This window comes from Pseudomonas sp. HY2-MNA-CIBAN-0224, from assembly GCF_040310285.1.
GTDB lineage: Bacteria > Pseudomonadota > Gammaproteobacteria > Pseudomonadales > Pseudomonadaceae > Aquipseudomonas > Aquipseudomonas helleri.
This window is the reverse complement of the sequence record NZ_JBEOPQ010000042.1, coordinates 1-18,001: the sequence shown is the minus strand read 5'-3', so window position 1 is coordinate 18,001 and position 18,001 is coordinate 1. Positions and strand designations below refer to the sequence as shown.

The 18,001-nt window shown below is 60.3% G+C and carries 17 protein-coding genes; 10 read left to right on the top strand and 7 right to left on the bottom strand.

Annotated elements, in window-relative coordinates; translation table 11 throughout:
• Nucleotides 1–100: 100 nt before the first annotated feature.
• Nucleotides 101–364 carry a hypothetical protein gene (locus AAEZ03_RS17850; protein WP_048369687.1) on the bottom strand — a complete coding sequence of 88 codons (264 nt, stop codon included), beginning with the start codon at nucleotides 362–364 and terminating at the stop codon, nucleotides 101–103.
• 329 nt (nucleotides 365–693) lie between these two features.
• Here AAEZ03_RS17850 and AAEZ03_RS17845 point away from each other — a divergent pair, with 329 nt between their 5' ends.
• The 5 genes from AAEZ03_RS17845 (at nucleotide 694) to AAEZ03_RS17825 (ending at nucleotide 6,767) form a co-directional block, all read left to right on the top strand.
• Nucleotides 694–2,448 carry a sensor histidine kinase gene (locus AAEZ03_RS17845; RefSeq protein WP_350580406.1) on the top strand — a complete coding sequence of 585 codons (1,755 nt, stop codon included), beginning with the start codon at nucleotides 694–696 and terminating at the stop codon, nucleotides 2,446–2,448.
• A gap of 3 nt (nucleotides 2,449–2,451) precedes the next feature.
• A complete protein-coding gene (mifR, locus tag AAEZ03_RS17840) occupies nucleotides 2,452–3,786 on the top strand; it encodes a two-component system response regulator MifR (RefSeq protein WP_350580364.1) in 1,335 nt (444 codons plus the stop codon).
• A gap of 261 nt (nucleotides 3,787–4,047) precedes the next feature.
• Complete coding sequence (locus AAEZ03_RS17835; protein ID WP_350580361.1) at nucleotides 4,048–5,370, top strand: MFS transporter; 1,323 nt, start codon at nucleotides 4,048–4,050, stop codon at nucleotides 5,368–5,370.
• Nucleotides 5,371–5,722: 352 nt separating this feature from the next.
• A complete protein-coding gene (locus AAEZ03_RS17830; RefSeq protein WP_350580358.1) occupies nucleotides 5,723–6,019 on the top strand; it encodes a hypothetical protein in 297 nt (98 codons plus the stop codon).
• A gap of 127 nt (nucleotides 6,020–6,146) precedes the next feature.
• Nucleotides 6,147–6,767: a flavin reductase family protein gene (locus AAEZ03_RS17825; RefSeq protein WP_350580355.1), complete on the top strand. Its 621-nt coding sequence runs from the start codon at nucleotides 6,147–6,149 to the stop codon at nucleotides 6,765–6,767.
• Here AAEZ03_RS17825 and AAEZ03_RS17820 read toward each other — a convergent pair whose 3' ends face one another.
• Both AAEZ03_RS17820 and AAEZ03_RS17815 read right to left on the bottom strand, forming a co-directional pair.
• A complete protein-coding gene (locus AAEZ03_RS17820) occupies nucleotides 6,768–7,010 on the bottom strand; it encodes a hypothetical protein (protein WP_048369677.1) in 243 nt (80 codons plus the stop codon).
• 42 nt (nucleotides 7,011–7,052) lie between these two features.
• Nucleotides 7,053–7,382, bottom strand: coding sequence for a putative quinol monooxygenase (locus AAEZ03_RS17815; RefSeq protein ID WP_048369675.1), 330 nt, complete (start codon nucleotides 7,380–7,382; stop codon nucleotides 7,053–7,055).
• Between the two features lie 319 nt (nucleotides 7,383–7,701).
• Here AAEZ03_RS17815 and AAEZ03_RS17810 point away from each other — a divergent pair, with 319 nt between their 5' ends.
• The gene (locus AAEZ03_RS17810; RefSeq protein ID WP_048369673.1) at nucleotides 7,702–8,631 is read left to right on the top strand and encodes an AraC family transcriptional regulator; all 930 of its coding nucleotides are present in this window, start codon (nucleotides 7,702–7,704) and stop codon (nucleotides 8,629–8,631) included.
• On the opposite strand, the gene AAEZ03_RS17805 is transcribed toward AAEZ03_RS17810, so the two are convergent.
• On the bottom strand, nucleotides 8,626–10,263 hold the full coding sequence (locus AAEZ03_RS17805; protein WP_350580403.1) for a 5-guanidino-2-oxopentanoate decarboxylase: 1,638 nt from the start codon (nucleotides 10,261–10,263) through the stop codon (nucleotides 8,626–8,628). The genes AAEZ03_RS17810 and AAEZ03_RS17805 overlap by 6 nt on opposite strands.
• A gap of 115 nt (nucleotides 10,264–10,378) precedes the next feature.
• Between AAEZ03_RS17805 and AAEZ03_RS17800 the strand changes: the two genes are divergently transcribed.
• Nucleotides 10,379–11,263 (top strand): LysR substrate-binding domain-containing protein, encoded by an 885-nt coding sequence (locus AAEZ03_RS17800; protein ID WP_350580351.1) that lies wholly within the window; start codon nucleotides 10,379–10,381, stop codon nucleotides 11,261–11,263.
• Between the two features lie 278 nt (nucleotides 11,264–11,541).
• Here the strand turns inward: AAEZ03_RS17800 and AAEZ03_RS17795 are convergent, their stop codons facing one another.
• On the bottom strand, nucleotides 11,542–12,159 hold the full coding sequence (locus AAEZ03_RS17795) for an NAD(P)-dependent oxidoreductase (protein ID WP_350580348.1): 618 nt from the start codon (nucleotides 12,157–12,159) through the stop codon (nucleotides 11,542–11,544).
• A gap of 43 nt (nucleotides 12,160–12,202) precedes the next feature.
• Nucleotides 12,203–13,087 (bottom strand): MBL fold metallo-hydrolase, encoded by an 885-nt coding sequence (locus tag AAEZ03_RS17790; protein ID WP_350580345.1) that lies wholly within the window; start codon nucleotides 13,085–13,087, stop codon nucleotides 12,203–12,205.
• A gap of 105 nt (nucleotides 13,088–13,192) precedes the next feature.
• On the opposite strand from AAEZ03_RS17790, the gene AAEZ03_RS17785 reads away from it, so the two are divergent.
• On the top strand, nucleotides 13,193–14,098 hold the full coding sequence (locus AAEZ03_RS17785; RefSeq protein WP_350580341.1) for a LysR family transcriptional regulator: 906 nt from the start codon (nucleotides 13,193–13,195) through the stop codon (nucleotides 14,096–14,098).
• A gap of 16 nt (nucleotides 14,099–14,114) precedes the next feature.
• Here the strand turns inward: AAEZ03_RS17785 and AAEZ03_RS17780 are convergent, their stop codons facing one another.
• Entirely contained in the window at nucleotides 14,115–14,993 is an 879-nt protein-coding gene (locus AAEZ03_RS17780; RefSeq protein WP_350580339.1) for a helix-turn-helix domain-containing protein, read from the bottom strand.
• A 172-nt stretch (nucleotides 14,994–15,165) separates the two neighbouring features.
• Between AAEZ03_RS17780 and pobA the strand changes: the two genes are divergently transcribed.
• Entirely contained in the window at nucleotides 15,166–16,350 is a 1,185-nt protein-coding gene (gene pobA, locus AAEZ03_RS17775; RefSeq protein ID WP_350580336.1) for a 4-hydroxybenzoate 3-monooxygenase, read from the top strand.
• Nucleotides 16,351–16,411: 61 nt separating this feature from the next.
• The gene (locus AAEZ03_RS17770) at nucleotides 16,412–17,929 is read left to right on the top strand and encodes an MDR family MFS transporter (protein ID WP_278939718.1); all 1,518 of its coding nucleotides are present in this window, start codon (nucleotides 16,412–16,414) and stop codon (nucleotides 17,927–17,929) included.
• Nucleotides 17,930–18,001: the final 72 nt, after the last annotated feature.

Genomic DNA, 18,001 nt, shown 5'->3' with positions numbered 1-18,001 from the left:
GAATGCGCCAACGTAGCAACCCCACCTGCGGGACGTGCTGTACATAAGTAACGGCTTGAAAACGCAGCCTGTAAGAGCGATCAATACTTGGGTTCGGGGATCATTGCGCCTGCAAACGGCGCCCCAGTGCGTCCATCAAATCGCAGCCATCGCGCAATAACAGCGCCGCAGCCTCAGTGATGTGTTTAAGGTCGACGCTGTCCGCGTTAAAGCCCTCAAGGCGGCTCACGCTTTCAAGCAAGTGCGTAACGGCCAAAATCCGCGCGGCGGCGTTGGCGTGAATCACATCGGGCGGGGTTTGGGTGTCGATCAACATGCACGGGATCAAGCAGTCGATGGCGGTCATGGGAATAGTAGTGCTCATAGGATGTAGCCTCATTTGTCGGTAAGGAGAGACCACCACCTGATCGTCGCCAAACGATCAGGTGGCAGCTGTACGCAGGTTGGCGAACCGAGACAAATGAACCGGCAGACCCGAAGATCTCCCACGCACAGCTGCCATAACAGCATGATGCGCACACGAATACTCCTGCAATCAGCAAAGAGCTTTCGCACATTGTCTACGAGTCGCCAAACCCGGTCGCCATGTGGGCGACCGGGGGACTATAGGCTTCACGGTTGCGTGAGGCAAGGTATGAGCCCGAACCGCCGCCATGCTATGGTTTGCGCCCCCCATTCATGCCCCTGCCCCTTATGCCCGTGACTGCTCGCCACCTGCGTCTGGCCCTGTACACCCTGCTGATTGTGGTCGGCGCCGCTCTGGCTGGCGGCTGGGCGATGCATCAGGCCGAGCGCCATGCGCTGGAAGAAAGCGCCAGGCGCGGGCCCGAGCAGTTAAACCTGTATGCCAATTCTCTGCATACCTTGATTGAACGCTACCGCGCCCTGCCCGCAGTGCTGGCGCTGGACACCGAATTGATCACGGCCTTGAGTGGCCCGATGACGCCCGAGCTGCAATGCGCACTCAACCGCAAGCTGGAGCGCATCAACGGCGCAGCGAAATCATCAACCCTTGAGCTCATGGACCATACCGGGCTGGCCGTGGCGGCCAGTAACTGGAACACCGCCAACAGTTACGTCGGGCACAATTACGCGTTCCGCCCCTATTTCAAGCAAACCCAGGTCGAAGGTACCGGCAGCTTTTATGCCGTGGGCGTGACCAGCGGCATCCCCGGTTACTTTTTATCCAGCGCCATTCACGATGCCCAAGGGACGTTTTTGGGCGCGATGGTGGTCAAGCTGGAGTTCCCGGAACTTGAGCGCGAATGGAGCCATGGCAACGACATTTTGCTGGTGAGCGATGCCAAGGGCATTGTCTTTATCGCCAACCAGCCGGGCTGGCGCTATCGCCATTTGCGGCCGTTGTCTGATCAGGACCGCAGCGAAATCACCGTCACCCGCCAGTACCACAAACAGCCGCTGACGCCGCTGAACACCCGCACCTTGCGCAGCTTTGACGACAGCAGCTTCCTGACCCGCACCGATGGCCCGGACGGCTCGCAAGACTATTTGTGGGAGTCGCTGCCGCTCAGCGCCGAAGGCTGGACCCTGCATTTACTGCGGCGCCCGGACATCTCGGCCGAAGACCGCCGCAATGCCGCCCTCGCCGGGGTTGGCCTGTGGCTAACCCTGGTGTTTTTGGGGCTGTTTTTGCTGCAACGCTGGCGCCTGTCGCGGTTACGCCAGCGCAACCGGGCCGAGCTTGAGCAACTGGTCGAAGACCGCACCCGCGACTTGCGCACCGCCCAGGACGGCCTGGTGCAATCGGCCAAGCTCGCGGCGCTGGGGCAGATGTCTGCCGCGCTCGCCCATGAAATCAACCAGCCACTCACTGCCCAGCGCATGCAGTTGGCGACCTTGCGCCTGTTGCTCGATCATGGCCGCATCGACGAGGCTTACAAGGCCCTGGCGCCACTGGACAACATGCTCACGCGCATGGCCGCGCTCACCGGGCACCTTAAGACCTACGCCCGGCAAAGCCCCAGCGGCCTGCGTGAAAAGCTTGATCTGGCGACCGTCGTCGACCATGCCTTGCACCTGCTGGAGCCGCGCTTACAGGAGCAAGCCATTGACCTGCACGTGGACCTCACGCGCCCGGCCTGGGTGCGCGGTGACGCGATTCGCCTGGAGCAAGTGCTGATCAACGTGCTGCGCAATGCGCTGGATGTCCTGCGCGATGCACCGAACAAACGTTTAGAAATCCGTATCGAGGCGGATCAACAAGTCTGGCACTTGACCGTCAGCGACAGTGGCGGCGGGATTCGCGAAGAGCATTTGGGTAAAATCTTCGATCCGTTTTTCACCACCAAGCCGGTAGGCGACGGACTGGGGCTCGGGCTGGCGGTGTCTTACGCCATCGTTCACGAACTCGGCGGCCGCCTGACCGCCAGCAACCAGGGCGAGGGCGCGCTGTTTACGCTGACGCTGCCGATCGCACAGGACTCTTGAAGCATGCTCAATTCAGTGATCGTGGTCGATGATGAGGCCAGTATTCGCAGTGCCGTGGAGCAATGGCTAAGCCTGAGCGGGTTTAAGGTGCAGCTGTTCAGTTGCGCCGAAGACTGCCTGGGCCAACTGCCGCCACACTTTGCCGGGGTGGTGGTCAGTGATGTGCGCATGCCCGGCATGGGGGGCCTGGCCCTGCTCAGCCAGTTGCAGCAACGGGACCCGGACCTGCCGGTGATTCTGCTGACCGGGCATGGCGACGTGCCGATGGCCGTCGAGGCCATGCGCGATGGCGCCTACGACTTTCTGGAAAAACCCTTCAGCCCCGAAGCCCTGCTCAGCAGTCTGCGCCGGGCCCTGGAAAAGCGCCAACTGGTCCTGGAAAACCGCCGCCTGCATGAACAGGCCGACCTGCGTGAACAGATTGACGGGCGCTTGCTCGGCGTGTCACGCAGCGTGCAGACCTTGCGCCGACAAATCATTGATTTGGCGCCATTGCCGGTCAACGTGCTGATCCGTGGCGAAACCGGCAGCGGCAAAGAACTGGTCGCCCGCTGCCTGCATGACTTTGGCCCGCGTGCAGACAAACCCTTTGTGGCGCTGAACTGTGCGGCCATCCCTGAGCAACTGTTTGAGGCCGAGCTGTTTGGCCATGAAAACGGTGCCTTCACCGGCGCTCAGGGCAAACGTATCGGCAAACTGGAATACGCCGACGGCGGTACATTGTTTCTTGATGAGATAGAGAGCATGCCCTTGGCCCAGCAAGCCAAATTGCTGCGGGTGTTGCAGGAGCAAAAACTGGAACGTTTGGGCTCCAACCAAAGCATCCATGTGGACTTGCGCGTGGTGGCCGCGACCAAACCGGACTTGCTCGACGAAGCGCGAGCCGGGCGTTTTCGTGAAGACCTGGCGTATCGCCTGACCGTGGCCGAACTGCGCCTGGCACCGTTGCGTGATCGCCGCGAAGACATTGCCCTGTTGTATGAGGCGTTCGCCCGCCAGGCCGCAGAACGGCTGGGGCGCAGCGCTCCGCCCGTGACCGGGCCGCATCTGGCGCACTTGCTCAGCCATAACTGGCCGGGCAATGTGCGCGAACTGGCGAACACCGCCGAGCGGCACGTGCTGGGGCTGGGCGAGCCGCAGTTCGATGACATTGACGCAAACCAATCGCTGGTCGCGCAGCAAGAAGCCTTTGAAGCGCAATGCTTGCGGGCGGCGTTGACGCGCCACAAAGGCGATATCAAGGCCGTGCTCAACGAACTGCAACTGCCCCGCCGCACCCTGAATGAAAAGATGCAGCGCCATGGCTTGGTGCGCGAAGCGTTTTTGAATGCTGAATAAAACAATTCATTTGTAGGAGCGAGCTTGCTCGCGATCTTTTGATCTTTGAAAAGATCGCGAGGCAAGCTCGCTCCTACAGATTTTTGATCTGTAGGCGGATTTCCGCTTACGCATAACCACCAACCAGCGGATTCCCGCTCATTCCTTGTTTGAAACCCTTGTAAACCGGGCATTCAAGCCTTGGCACAAGTTCTGCTATAGCCCCCGCAAGCTCGCGTTTTGCCGCGCTATAACAAAACCAAGAAAACAAGGATCCATTCAATGGATAACTCAAGCACCCTGCCTGCCGGGTCTGCGTCTGCAGCACCCCAAGCCAAAACCACCTCCAGCCGCATCAAGTCCATTTTCAGTGGCTCGGTCGGCAACATGGTCGAATGGTACGACTGGTACGTGTACGCCGCGTTCTCGCTGTACTTCGCCAAGGCCTTTTTCCCCAAAGGCGACACCACCGCTCAATTGCTCAACACCGCCGCGATTTTCGCCGTGGGCTTTTTGATGCGCCCTATCGGTGGCTGGCTGATGGGTCTGTACGCAGACCGTAAAGGCCGTAAAGCCGCCCTCATGGCGTCGGTCTTGCTGATGTGTTTCGGCTCGCTGGTCATCGCCCTGTCCCCTGGCTACGAGACCATTGGCGTCTGGGCCCCGGTACTGCTGGTGTTCGCCCGTTTGCTGCAAGGTTTGTCGGTGGGTGGCGAATACGGCACCTCGGCCACTTACCTCAGTGAAATGGCCACCAAAGAGCGTCGTGGCTTCTTCTCCAGCTTCCAGTACGTGACTCTGATTTCGGGTCAGCTCATCGCGCTGGGCGTGTTGATCATCCTGCAACAAACCCTGACTGAAGAGCAGCTGTACAGCTGGGGCTGGCGTATTCCGTTTGTGATCGGTGCCCTGTGCGCCGTGGTCGCGTTGTGGTTGCGTCGTGGCATGCAAGAGACCGAGTCGTTCAAGAAGGTCAAGGTCGAGAAAAAAGAAAGCGCCATGCGCGCGCTGATGCGCCACCCCAAAGAGCTGCTGACCGTGGTCGGCCTGACCATGGGCGGGACGCTGGCGTTTTACACCTACACCACGTACATGCAGAAATACCTGGTGAACACGGTCGGGATGAGCATCTCGGACTCCACCACGATTTCCGCCGCCACGCTGTTCTTGTTCATGTGCATTCAGCCGCTGGTGGGCGGGCTGTCTGACAAGATCGGCCGTCGCCCGATCCTGATTGCCTTCGGCGTGCTGGGTACCCTGTTCACGGTGCCGATCCTGACCACCCTGCACACCATCACCACCTGGTGGGGCGCGTTCTTCTTGATCATGGCCGCCTTGATCATCGTCAGCGGTTACACCTCGATCAACGCCGTGGTAAAGGCCGAGTTGTTCCCGACTGAAATCCGCGCACTGGGTGTTGGCTTGCCTTACGCACTGACGGTGTCGATCTTCGGCGGTACCGCTGAATACATCGCGCTGTGGTTCAAGAGCGCAGGCATGGAAACCGGCTACTACTGGTACGTGACAGCGTGCATCGCCTGCTCGCTGCTGGTGTACGCGACCATGAAAGACACGCGCACTCACTCGCGCATCACCACTGACTAAGCCTTGCCTTAGCGTGATGTCCTGGCCTGCAGGAGCCCGATGACGGGTTCTTGCAGGGCATGGATTGCCTCCCTTCCCCCTCCCCCGCAACACCGCTGATTCGATTTTCTTGAATTAATAGTCAGTTAATTTTGTTAGCCCACTATCAATCTCAGCGAAACCTCAAAGACCACTGCCCGGCATAACGCCTGAACGGAACGTAGAGCAGCCTTCTACCTTGTTTTCGCGCGGCGCAATACATCGAATTAATTGATTATTTAAGGCAATTTTTTGCGCTTTTTAATCAAATTAATCGGCGTAATCTTAAACCCATAGCGACACCAACCCGATTACTGCAACAAGGAGCAACATCATGAAAACCCAATTTATCCTCGCCGCTGCCCTCTCGGTTCTGGCTTTCAACACCTTCGCCGCGGATGGCTTTGACCGCACCCAGTCGGCAACTTTTGCTGAAGATGGCTACAGCAGCACCCGCTCTGCCACCTTTGCTGCCGACGGTTACGACCGCACCCACTCTTCGAGCTTTGCTGAAGACGGCTACGACCGCACTCACTCGGCCACCCTGGCAGAAGACGGCTTCGACAACACGCGCTCAGCGACCTTTGCCGAAGACGGTTATGACCGCACAAAAGGTGCCCGCTTCAGCTAACACCTGCGGGTGACTCCACAGCCCGGCTTCGGCCGGGCTTAGTCATTTTTGGGGCTTGCGATTGTCTTCGGGGCAAATGGCTAGCAGACTATGGGCCCTCTATCTCAGCTGTTTGCGGATGCCTGCCATGCATGACGATATTCATTTCTACGAACCATCCAAGGGCCATGGATTGCCCCATGATCCGTTCAACGCCATTGTCGGTCCGCGCCCGATTGGCTGGATTTCGTCGCAAGACGCCCAAGGTCAGTTGAACCTGGCGCCGTACAGCTTTTTTAACGCCTTCAATTACATCCCGCCGATCATCGGGTTTTGCAGCGTGGGCCGCAAAGACAGCCTCAATAACATTGAGCAAACCGGTGAGTTCGTCTGGAACCTGGCCACGCGCCCGTTGGCCGAGGCGATGAACCAAAGCTGCGCGCCGGTCGGGCCAGAGGTCGATGAGTTTGCATTGGCAGGGTTGACGACCGTGGCCTCACGCGTGGTGAGCGTGCCGCGGGTGGCTGAAACGCCCGTGTCGTTTGAATGCAAGGTGACGCAGATCATTCAGCTGCAACGGGCCGATAAAGAGCTGGTGCCGAGCTGGTTGATTCTGGGTGAAGTGGTGGCGGTGCACATCGCCAAGCATTTGCTCAAGGACGGCATTTACGACACAGCCGCCGCTGAGCCTATTTTGCGTGGCGGCGGCCCGACGGATTATTTCCAGCTAGGCCCTGAAGCCTTGTTCAGAATGCACCGCCCTAAATAATTACCAGACCAGCTCGCCGTCTTCGGTGACGTCTTTGAGGTGTTCAAGTTGCTGCTCTGCGGCGGCGTCTGCGGCCGTGGCGGTCTTGAATACCTGATCGGTCAACAGCGTGTGAAAGCGCGGTGCTCCACCTTCGTACAAGGCCTTGACGGCAATGGCCACGTGGTAGGCACCCGCAACCCCCAGTTCAACCGGGACAACCGCTGATACCGCTTCAAAATGCTTGAACTCTTTACGCGCCATGTTTCACATTCCGGCCAGTGAAAAAAGCGCCATTCTACCCGTTTAACTGGCGCGCTTGCGCATCTGCGCCGAGGCCTGTTCGTTGAAGGTCTGAAAATCCAGACTGTCGACCACGTTCTGGTTGAGCAACGTGCTGAACACGTCCATCAACGGTGAGTTGAAGTACGCCTGCATTGCACATTGATCTTGCCAATAGCCCGCGACATGCCACAACAACGGGTCACTGTCACAGTGCTGCAAGGCAAAGTGCAGGCAACCCGGTGTTTTCAGCGTCGGTTCGATCAGTTGTTTCAAGCACGCATGAACCTGGGCCGAACACCCTGCGCGCGCGCGGACCAGAGTCATGTGACTGACGGCATAGGACTGGGGCATGGAGGCCTCCACAAAGGAAAGTGGCGTGAGGGGAAGGTTCAAAGCTTAAGGGCCGGTGCTCAAGCGCCGTTAGTCGATTCCTGCCCCAGACTTGCACGATTCTGCAAAACCAACGCTTACTCCGCCCCGCTGTGCACTTGCGCGCGCCGGGCCGCCGATCGGAATTTCGAGCAATAGGGCCGCGCTGTAGCGGGCCAAATCAGCCTCAATTCGTCAGCGCTGGCAGGATCAGGCAAGTCTGCAGCAGAAATTGGCTACCCCTGCGCCTTGCACAAACTTAAGCTGTGGGCCTTCAACTGCTTGATCGAGGATGCCTCCCATGTCTGTGCCAGAAACACCGCGACCTGCGCTCGACAGCGCGCTTGAAAAACAGCGCGTGGAACTGGCCGACCTGATAACCCGGCACACCCAGCAGGACGGCTCGTTTGAGACCCGCATCAAGGCGCTGTTCGTGTCGCGTTACAGCCTGCCCAGCGACTTTTCACCCAGCCTGCCCAAACCTGCACTGTGCGTGATGGCTCAAGGTAATAAGGAGGTGCGTCTGGGGGATGAGTACTTCGCCTATGACCCGCTCAATTACCTGGTGGTGTCGGTGTCGATGCCCATCAGTGGTCGCGTGCTTGAAGTCTCGGCCGAAAAACCCATTTTGGCCTTGCGCCTGGACATTGACCCGGTAGAAATCACCACCTTGCTCAGCGAAGCTGGCCCCATGGGGGTGCCCTCACGCCCCGCCGGGTGCGGGCTGTACGTTGAACCCCTCGACCCGCCGATGCTCGATGCCCTGCTGCGCCTGACGCGCCTGCTCGACACGCCGAAAGACATCGCCATGCTCGCGCCTCTGATTCGCCGTGAGATTTTGTACCGATTGCTGCGCAGCCCGCAGGGCTACCGTTTGTACGAAATTGCCAGCGAGAACAGCCAGACCCACCGCGTCAGCCGTGCGATTTCCTGGCTCAATGATCATTTCGAGCAACCGTTGCGCATCGACAGCCTGGCCCGTGAGGCCAATTTGAGCGTGTCGACGCTGCACCACCGGTTCAAGGCGATGACCGCCATGAGCCCGTTGCAGTATCAAAAGCAGCTGCGCCTCAACGAAGCGCGGCGGCTGATGCTCAGTGAAGGACTGGACGCCTCGGCGGCCGGGTATCGCGTGGGCTATGAGAGCGCCTCGCAATTCAGCCGCGAATACAGCCGCCAGTTCGGCGCGCCTCCCGCGCGGGATCTGGCGCGCCTGCGCAGAAGTTTATAAGGCCAACGCCTGCTGCCAGAGGTGTTCGTCGATTTCAATCACAGTCGGCCCCTGACGTTCAGCGGCGCTGACCAGCGCAGCGCGCAGTTGCGCCTCGCCCTCAACCGCCAAGGCCGTGCAACCCAGCGCTTTGGCGGCGCCGACCAGGTCCGGGGTGTAGATGTCGACGCCCACTGGTTCGATGTCGCGGTTAAGCATGTACTTTTTAATCTCGCCGTAGCCCTGGTTGTTCCACAGCAAGACGATGATCGGCGTGCGCGCTTCAACGGCGCTGGCCAGTTCTGGCAAGGTGAACTGCAAACCGCCATCACCGATCAGGCAGACCACCGAGCCAGGCTGCTGGCCGTTGGCAGTGCGCCCCAGCCAAGCACCGATGGCGGCTGGCAAGGCATAGCCGAGGGTGCCGTAACCGGTGGATGAGTTAAACCAGCGCCGAGGCTGGTCGGGGTTGAACGTGAGGTTGCCGGTGTACACCGGCTGGGTCGAATCACCCACGCACACGGCATTGGGCAGCACATCAAACACTGTCTGCAAAAAATGCGTTTGGGCACGGGTCGGCTCATCCCAGACAGCCGCCAATTCAGTGTTCAAACGTTTAGCACGTGCGGCCCCCCAATCCGCCTTACGCTCGGGCAATGCTTGCGCGCTGATACGCGCCAGCAAAGCTTCGGCAGCCAGTTGCGCATCGGCCACCAAAGCCAGTGCAGGCGGATAATTGCGCACGGTTTGATCGGGGTCGATATCGATGCGCAACAAGGCACCGGGGATCTCAAAGCCTCCGGCAAAGGTCACGTCGTAATCGGTTTCGGCCAGTTCGGTGCCAATCGCCAGCACTACGTCGGCCTCAGCCACCAATGCCCGGGTGGCCACCAGCGTTTGCGTGGAGCCGATCAACAACGGGTGAGAGGCTGGCAGCATGCCCTTGGCGTTAATGGTCAGCGCCACCGGCGCGCCCAGCCGTTCGGCCAATTGCAGCAGCGCGGGCGCGGCGTCGATCGCCCCGCCACCGGCCAGAATCAGCGGGCGTTTGGCTTCGATCAGGCGCTGGCTCATCTGTTCCACTGCCGCCGGGGCCGCCCCAGGGCGCGCGATGCTGACGGGTTGGCTGGACAGCAAGGCGTCGGCATTTTCTACCAGCACGTCGAGCGGGATCTCAATGTGCACCGGGCGGGGACGACCGGCCTGAAACAACGCAAAGGCACGGGCCAGCACGCCCGGCAACTCGGCCGCCGACATCAGGGTGTGGGAAAACGCGGCAACGCCTGCCACCAATGCGCTTTGGTTGGGTAGTTCATGCAACTTGCCGCGCCCGCCACCCAACTGGCTGCGCGATTGCACGCTGGAGATCACCAGCATCGGGATTGAGTCGGCGTAGGCCTGGCCCATCGCCGTGGTGATGTTGGTCATGCCAGGCCCGGTGATGATGAAACACACCCCCGGCTGGCCGCTGGTACGCGCATAGCCGTCGGCCATAAAGCCTGCGCCCTGTTCATGACGCGGGGTCACGTGGTTGATCGGCGAACTGGCCAGCCCGCGATACAATTCGACGGTGTGCACGCCGGGGATGCCAAACACCTGCTCAACCCCATACGCCTCCAGCAACTTGACCAATACTTCGCCGCACGTCGCCATGGATACTGCCCTCTTGTTGTTCTCAAGTAATGAGCCATTGAAGCGGGCGCGTGTGGCGGACACAACGCAAACCTGCTCATACTAGCCATGTCCTGAATTCATGGCTGAGCTCAACATGAAACGTCTCCCGCCTCTGCCTGCCTTGCACACCTTTCTGATCACGGCCCAATGCTGCAATTTCACCCGCGCCGGTGAACAGTTGCACATCACCCAGGGCGCGGTGAGCCGGCAAATCGCCGGGCTTGAGGAACATTTGGGGTATGCGTTGTTTCATCGTCAGGCCCGTGGCCTGAGCCTGACCGAGCAAGGGCAGGCGCTTTACCCGCGCATCGAGCAGGTGTTTGACTTGATCGGCGAAGCGGTCGAGCACGCGAGCATCCGCCGCACGCCGCTGCAAATCAAAGCCCCGACCTGCATGCTGCGCTGGTTGCTGCCCAAATTGATGGCGTGGCAAAAACTGCGCCCTGACGTACCGGTCGAGCTGACCAGCAGCGTGCACCACGGCATCGATTTTCGCCGTGAAACCTTCGATGCGGCGGTGGTCTACAGCCCGCTGCCGGGGCCCAAGCGGGTGGGCCAACACCTGTTCGACGAACTTCTCACACCCGTCTGTGCGCCGCATCTGCTGCAAGGGCCAGACGCCATCAACAGCTTGCGCGACCTTGAGCAGCACACTTTTTTGCACCCCAGCCGAGACCAGCGGGACTGGGCTCAGTGGCTCAGCGTGGCGGGCGTTGAGGCGTCGGCCATCCGCCAGAGCCAATACTTCGACACCCTGGATTTAGCCATGACCGTGGCCACCCAGGGCAACGGCGTCGCGATGGGCGATTGCTCATTGATTGGTGAAGATTTGAAAGAGGGACGGCTGGCGATGCCGTTTGATCTGACCGTGCGCACCGGCGCGGCCTACATGCTGGTGAGCTCCCCCAGACAGGAACCGTCAGCGCCCTTGCGCGAATTGATGGACTGGCTGGTAGCACAAGCCACCACCCCTGCGTAGGAGCTCATGGTCTTTTAAAGATCAAAAGATCGCGAGGCGAGCTCCTATCAAACACAAATAAGTGATTGATTCCTAAGGCCCTGTAGGAGCGAGCTTGCTCGCGATCTTTTGATCTTTATCTAAGAGCCCCCTCACCCTAGCCCTCTCCCGAAGGAGAGGGAACCGATTGGGGGATGCTGAAGATACTCGCTGTCCTGTTTGCTGCGCGACAGCGCGGCGTCGTAGACGGGGCGGCCACTCCTACAAAGATTCGGCGTGGTGTCTCGCGATCTTTTACGTTAGTAACCGACCGTGAAGCGCTGGCGCGAGTGCTTGGGCTGTTCTACTTCGTCCAGCAGGGCGATGGCGTAGTCGGCGAAGGTGATCCAGCTTCTGCCTTCAGCACTGACCAGCAAGTGGTCTTTGCCAACGCGGTAGTGGCCAGTGCGCTCGCCTTCTACAAACTCGGCCGACGGGGACAGGAAGGTCCAGTCCAGGTCGTGTTCGTTGCGCAAGGTGTCCAAGTACACGCCGCCCGCCGAGGCTTCTGCCTTGTATTCTTCCGGAAAGCCCTTGCTGTCGATGACTTTAGTGTCGTCCGGCAGCAACAGCGAACCCGCGCCACCCACCACCAGCAGGCGTTTAACCCCGGCCTTTTTCACCGGCTCGATGATGGCTTGTGGTGTGAGCGTCGAGAAGTGTGCAGCGCTCAGCACCACGTCATGCCCGGCCACAGCCGCTTGCAGCGCCTGGGCATCGTTGACGTCGACGTCCTTGGCCACAACGCCAGCGCGCTGCCCAATTTTTGCCGAGGCGTGACGGGCAATGGCGGTTACCTGGTGCCCACGACGCAAGGCTTCTTCCTGCAGTTGGCTGCCAGCGCGACCGGTTGCGCCGATAATTGCGATCTTGCTCATGATGTTCTCCAGTTGGATGGGGTGCATAAGGTCAAACGTTGATTCACCACTTCATTTCGCCTTTCGCCACTTTGGCGCTCAGTTCCAGCGAAGACGTTTCGCCCAGATCCGGGTAGCGCTTTTTCATAGCTGCGATCAGCTCGTCCGAGTTCTTGGCCTTGAGGGTTTCTTCGTCAAAGGCCTTGATGTAATCGCGGGTGAAGTTGACCGATTTCAAAGAGTGGTCGTTATCCCCCAGGTAGTGCCCCGGCACCACGATGTCCGGTTGCAGGCTGGCTATACGTTTGAGGGTCGACAACCATTGGCGGTGCGACTGCGGGGTCTGGGTGTCGGCCATCCATACGTGCAGGTTGTCAGCCACGACCACCCCACCGACCACGGCTTTGAGCGACGGGATCCAGACAAACGTGCGCTCGGGCTGGCGCCCGGTGAGGCCGACGATGTCCAGTTCGTGCCCTTCCAGCGCCAGGGTGTTGCCCTTGATCACCTGGGGCACGATCAGCTTGCTTGGCACATCAGCGCCCATTTGTGGGCCCCAGAACGCCAGCTTGGCGTCTTTGGTTTGTTCGATGTGGGCCACCGTCGGGGCCGAGGCCAGCACCTTGGCGTCGGGGAATGCCTGGGTCAGGGTTTCAAGGCCAAAGTAATAATCGGGGTCGCCGTGGCTGATATAGATGGTGGTCAGGTGCTTGCCGCTGGCGCGAATTTTATCGACCACCTGATGGGCCTGCGCTTTGGAAAACTGCGCATCCACCAAAATCGCGTCTTTCTGGCCACTGACGAGCACTGAAGACACCGGAAAAATCGCCGCAGCCCCGGGGTTGTACACCTCCAGGGTCAGGGGCGCAGGCGCGGCGGCGGCATGGGCAGCGAAGCCAAGGACAACGGCACTCAGGCAAACACGGCGCACAGTCGACAATAGGGTCATGGAGCTTCCTGCATTAAGGGTCAGCGATGGACAGAGCTTAGACGCACAATTGACGACAAAAAATGCGATGCTGCGACATAGTTTGTTTCACTAATCGGGCAGATCATGGACCGTCTTATCGCAATGCGGGTATTTGTCACGGTGGTCGACCTGGGCAGCCAGTCGGCGGCGGCCGACCATCTGGACCTGTCACGCCCGGTGGTGTCACGGTATTTGGCCGAGCTTGAAGAGTGGGTCGGGGCGCGCTTGATGCACCGCACCACGCGCAAGCTGAGCCTGACCGCCGCCGGCAACGAAACCCTGCCCCGCTGCCGGCAATTGCTGGAGCTGGCGGATGACCTGCAAGCCGCAGTCAGCGTGCCCGATGCGGCGCCCCGCGGGTTGTTGCGCATCAGCGTCAGCACCTCGTTCGGCCAGGCGCAATTGGCCTGCGCCATGACCGAGTTCGTGCGCCGCTACCCCGAGGTCAACATTGACCTGCAAATGCTCGACCGCACGGTGAACCTGGTGGATGAGCGCATTGATCTGGCGATTCGCACCAGCACCGAGCTGGACCCCAGTTTGATCGCCCGCAAGCTGACCGTGTGCCGCTCCGTGTTATGCGCCTCGCCCGCCTATTTGCACGAGCATCCGGCGCCGCAGCAGGTCGATGATCTGAGCCTGCACAACTGCCTGAGCCATGCGTATTACGGCAAGAGCCTGTGGCATTTCACGGTGCAGGGAGAGCCGGTGTCGGTGCCGGTGCAAGGCAATATCAGCGCCAACGAAGCCAGCACGCTGCTGCGCGTCACCCTGGCGGGCGGTGGGGTTTCGCTGTTGCCCAGCTATTTGGCGGGGTGCCATATCCGCAGCGGTGAACTGGTGCGCTTGCTGCCAGACGCTGAGCCCTTGCAGATGAACATTTATGCCGTGTACGCCTCGCGCAAGCACATGCCCGCCACGCTGCGCAGCATGCTCGACTTCCTCAGCGAGCGCTTTACCGAAGAACCCGCGTGGGACAAAGGTCTGTGACGAAAGACCCAGTTAATTAATCGGTGAACGCGGCAGTGTCCGCTCGATAGGCGCTGGGCGATGTCCCGGTGAGGCGGCGGAAAAACCGGGCAAAATACGCCGGGTCAGCAAAACCCAACTGATCAGCCACCTCGCTGATGGTCATGGGTGTGTAGATCAAATGACGCTTGGCCTCCAATAGCAGGCGCTGATGAATGATCTGCAAAGCCGACTGCCCCGCCAGTTCACGGCAAATGCTGTTCAGGTGCGCCACTGAAATCCCGACCCGATGCGCCAGGTCCTCAACGCTGGGTTGCTGCTGATACAGGGCTTCGACCTGTTGCGTGAACAGGTTGAGGTACTCGCGCCCGCGCTGCGGCACTTGCCGGGCTTCACGCCGCTGGATGACCTGGCGCGTCACCCACACCAGCAACACGCTGATCAATGATTGCAGCAACATGTCGCGGGCCGGGCGGGCGCTGACATATTCGCTGTGCAGCGCACCGAACAGGCTGTTCAGGTAATGCCGGTCCTTGCCTGCGGGGTAACTGGCAACGCGCTGCAAGGCGCTCATCGACCCGCCCAACTGGGCCTGCAACTGCGTCACCAGCGGCGCGGCCAGCGTCAGCACAAAGCCTTCAACGTCCGGTGAAAATTGAAAGCCGTGCACGCATAACGGCGGGATCACCTGCACCGACGACTCGGTCAGCTCATGGTACTGGCCTTCGACTTCAACCCGCGCCCGGCCCTTGTGCACATAGAGCAATTGGCACAAATCGGCATGCCGATGGGTGCGGATCTCCCAATCATGGATACGGCTGCGCAACGAAATGGTTTCGCAGTGCAGCAAGTCCGGGCTGAGCCAATCTTGCTGCTCGCCGTAGAGTTTGAACACCGGGATGGCGGGGGATGTCATGGGCTGAACCTGATGATTGAGCACAGGGGCGATAATCGCACCGATTAGCGAAAAGTACCGGCAATGACGTCGTTATCACCTTCATTTGCCACGCTCGCAAGCGAAAAATACAGGCACAACATCAATAAAAACACCCCTGCACTGACCGCAGGGCTTGCGAGAGAGAACAACAATGAGAACTCAAGTCGCTATTATCGGTGCCGGGCCATCCGGGTTGCTGCTCGGCCAACTGCTGCACAATGCCGGGATTGATAACGTTATTCTCGAACGCCAGAGCGGCGACTACGTGCTCGGGCGGATCCGTGCCGGTGTGCTGGAACAAGGCATGGTCGACCTGCTGCGCCAGGCCGGGGTCAGCCAGCGCATGGACGCTGAAGGTCTGGTGCATGACGGCTTCGAGCTGGCGCTGGAAGGCCGCCAGGTGCACATTGACCTCAAGGGCCTGACCGGCGGCAAGAGCGTGATGGTCTACGGCCAGACCGAAGTCACCCGTGACCTGATGGCCGCCCGCGAAGCCGCTGGCGCACAAACCCTGTACAACGCCAGCAACGTGCAGCCCCATGGCATGAAAACCGATGCGCCCTATGTCACCTTCGAAAAAGACGGCGAAACGTGGCGCCTGGACTGCGATTACATCGCCGGCTGCGATGGTTTTCACGGCGTTGCCCGTCAGTCAATTCCCGCTGATGTGCTGAGCATCTTTGAACGCGTGTACCCGTTCGGCTGGCTGGGGGTGCTGGCCGATACGCCGCCGGCCAACGATGAACTGGTGTACGCCAAGCATGAACGCGGGTTTGCCTTGTGCAGCCAGCGCTCAGCCACCCGCAGCCGCTATTACTTGCAAGTGCCCGCCGAGGAAAAGGTTGAGGACTGGTCGGACCAACGCTTTTGGGACGAATTGAAAACCCGCCTGCCCGCGCCGTTGGCCGAACGTTTGGTGACCGGGCCGTCCATCGAAAAAAGCATCGCGCCGCTGCGCAGTTTTGTGGTCGAGCCCATGCAGTTCGGGCGCCTGTTTTTAGTCGGTGACGCCGCGCACATCGTGCCGCCCACCGGCGCCAAGGGCTTGAACCTCGCGGCCAGCGATGTCAGCACGCTGTTCAACATTCTGCTCAAGGTCTATGCCGAGGGCCGCACCGACTTGCTGGAGCGCTATTCCGAGGTGTGTTTGCGGCGCATCTGGAAGGCCGAACGCTTTTCGTGGTGGATGACCTCGATGCTCCATCGCTTTGCTGACAGTGATGATTTCAGCCAGCGCATCACCGACAGCGAGCTGGCGTATTTTGTCGATTCCGAGGCCGGGCGCACCACTATTGCAGAAAATTACGTCGGTCTTCCTTATGAAGCTATCGAATAGCAACCTATCGAGTACAATCGCGGGCATCCCGCCACACGTTTGATGCCCGCAGGTGTACATCGTGACCAGTCTCAACCAGCCTCCACACGCTAAACCCGCCATTCGCAGCATTCTCGTAGCGCTGATGCTGGCGATTTTCCTGGGGGCGCTGGATCAAACCATCGTCGCCGTGTCGATCCCCGCCATTTCCGCGCAGTTTAAAGATGTCAGCCAGCTGGCCTGGGTGATTTCCGGCTACATGGTGGCCATGACCGTGGCCGTGCCGATTTACGGGAAGCTCGGTGACTTGTACGGGCGCAGGCGCCTGATGTTGTTTGGCATGGGCCTGTTCACCGTGGCCTCGCTGTTTTGCGGGCTCGCGCAGAATATGGAGCAGTTGGTGCTGGCGCGGATCATCCAGGGGATTGGCGCCGGCGGCATGATTTCGGTGAGCCAGGCGATCATTGGCGACATCATCCCGCCCCGTGAGCGCGGACGCTATCAAGGCTATTTCAGCAGCATGTACGCCGTGGCCAGCGTCGCCGGGCCGGTGCTGGGTGGCTACATGACCGAGTACCTGTCGTGGCGCTGGGTGTTTCTGATCAATTTGCCGCTGGGGCTGGTGTCGTGGCTGATCGCCTATCGCACGCTGGTCGGGCTGCCGGTACCGCAGCGCAAGCCGATTATTGATTACCTCGGCACGGTGCTGATGATTGTCGGCCTCACGTCACTGCTGTTGGGCATTACCTTTATCGGCCAGGGCCACAGCTGGCGTGACGATCAAGTGTTGGGCCTGCTGGTGGCGGCGGTAGTCGCGTTGGTGCTGTTTATGTGGCACGAGCGACGCACCCCGGAGCCGTTGCTGCCCATGCACTTGTTCGCCAATCGCAGCGCGGTGTTGTGCTGGTGCACCGTGTTCTTCACCAGCTTCCAGGCCATTTCGCTGATCGTACTGCTGCCGCTGCGCTATCAGAGCATCACCGGCGCGGGCGCAGACAGTGCCGCCCTGCACTTGCTGCCGCTGGCCATGGGCCTGCCGATGGGCGCCTACTTTGCCGGGCGCATGACCTCGGTGACCGGCTATTACAAACCGATGATCCTCAGCGGCGCGATTTTGATGCCACTCTCCATTGCCGGCATGGCCTTCAGCGCCCCGAGCGCCGAACTGTTGAGCGGCGTGTTTATGCTGCTGAGCGGGATCGCGGCGGGGTTGCAGTTCCCGACCTCGCTGGTGGGCGCACAAAACTCGGTGCAGCAACATGACATTGGTGTCGCCACCAGTACCACCAACCTGTTTCGCTCACTGGGCGGCGCGGTGGGTGTGGCGCTGATGTCGGCCTTGTTGCTGGCCCTGCTGCACGATTCGCTATTGGCGCCCGCTGGCGGCCAGCCGCTGCTGGGTGAAGGCAGTTCGGGGAATGTGCTGCTGGACGGCCTTAACGCTGTGCAAGGCCCGGCACTGGCCAGCTTGCGCAGTGAATTGCTGATGACCTTCCGCCACTTGCTGCTGGTCAGCGCCGCCATCTCGCTGCTGGGCTTATGTGCGGCGATCGTGATGCCGAATCAGGTATTGCGCGGGCGCGGGGATAAGGCGCAGTAACGGCACACATCCCCGTGTAGGAGCGAGCTTGCCTCGCGATCTTTTGATCTTTAAAAGATCGCGAGGCAAGCT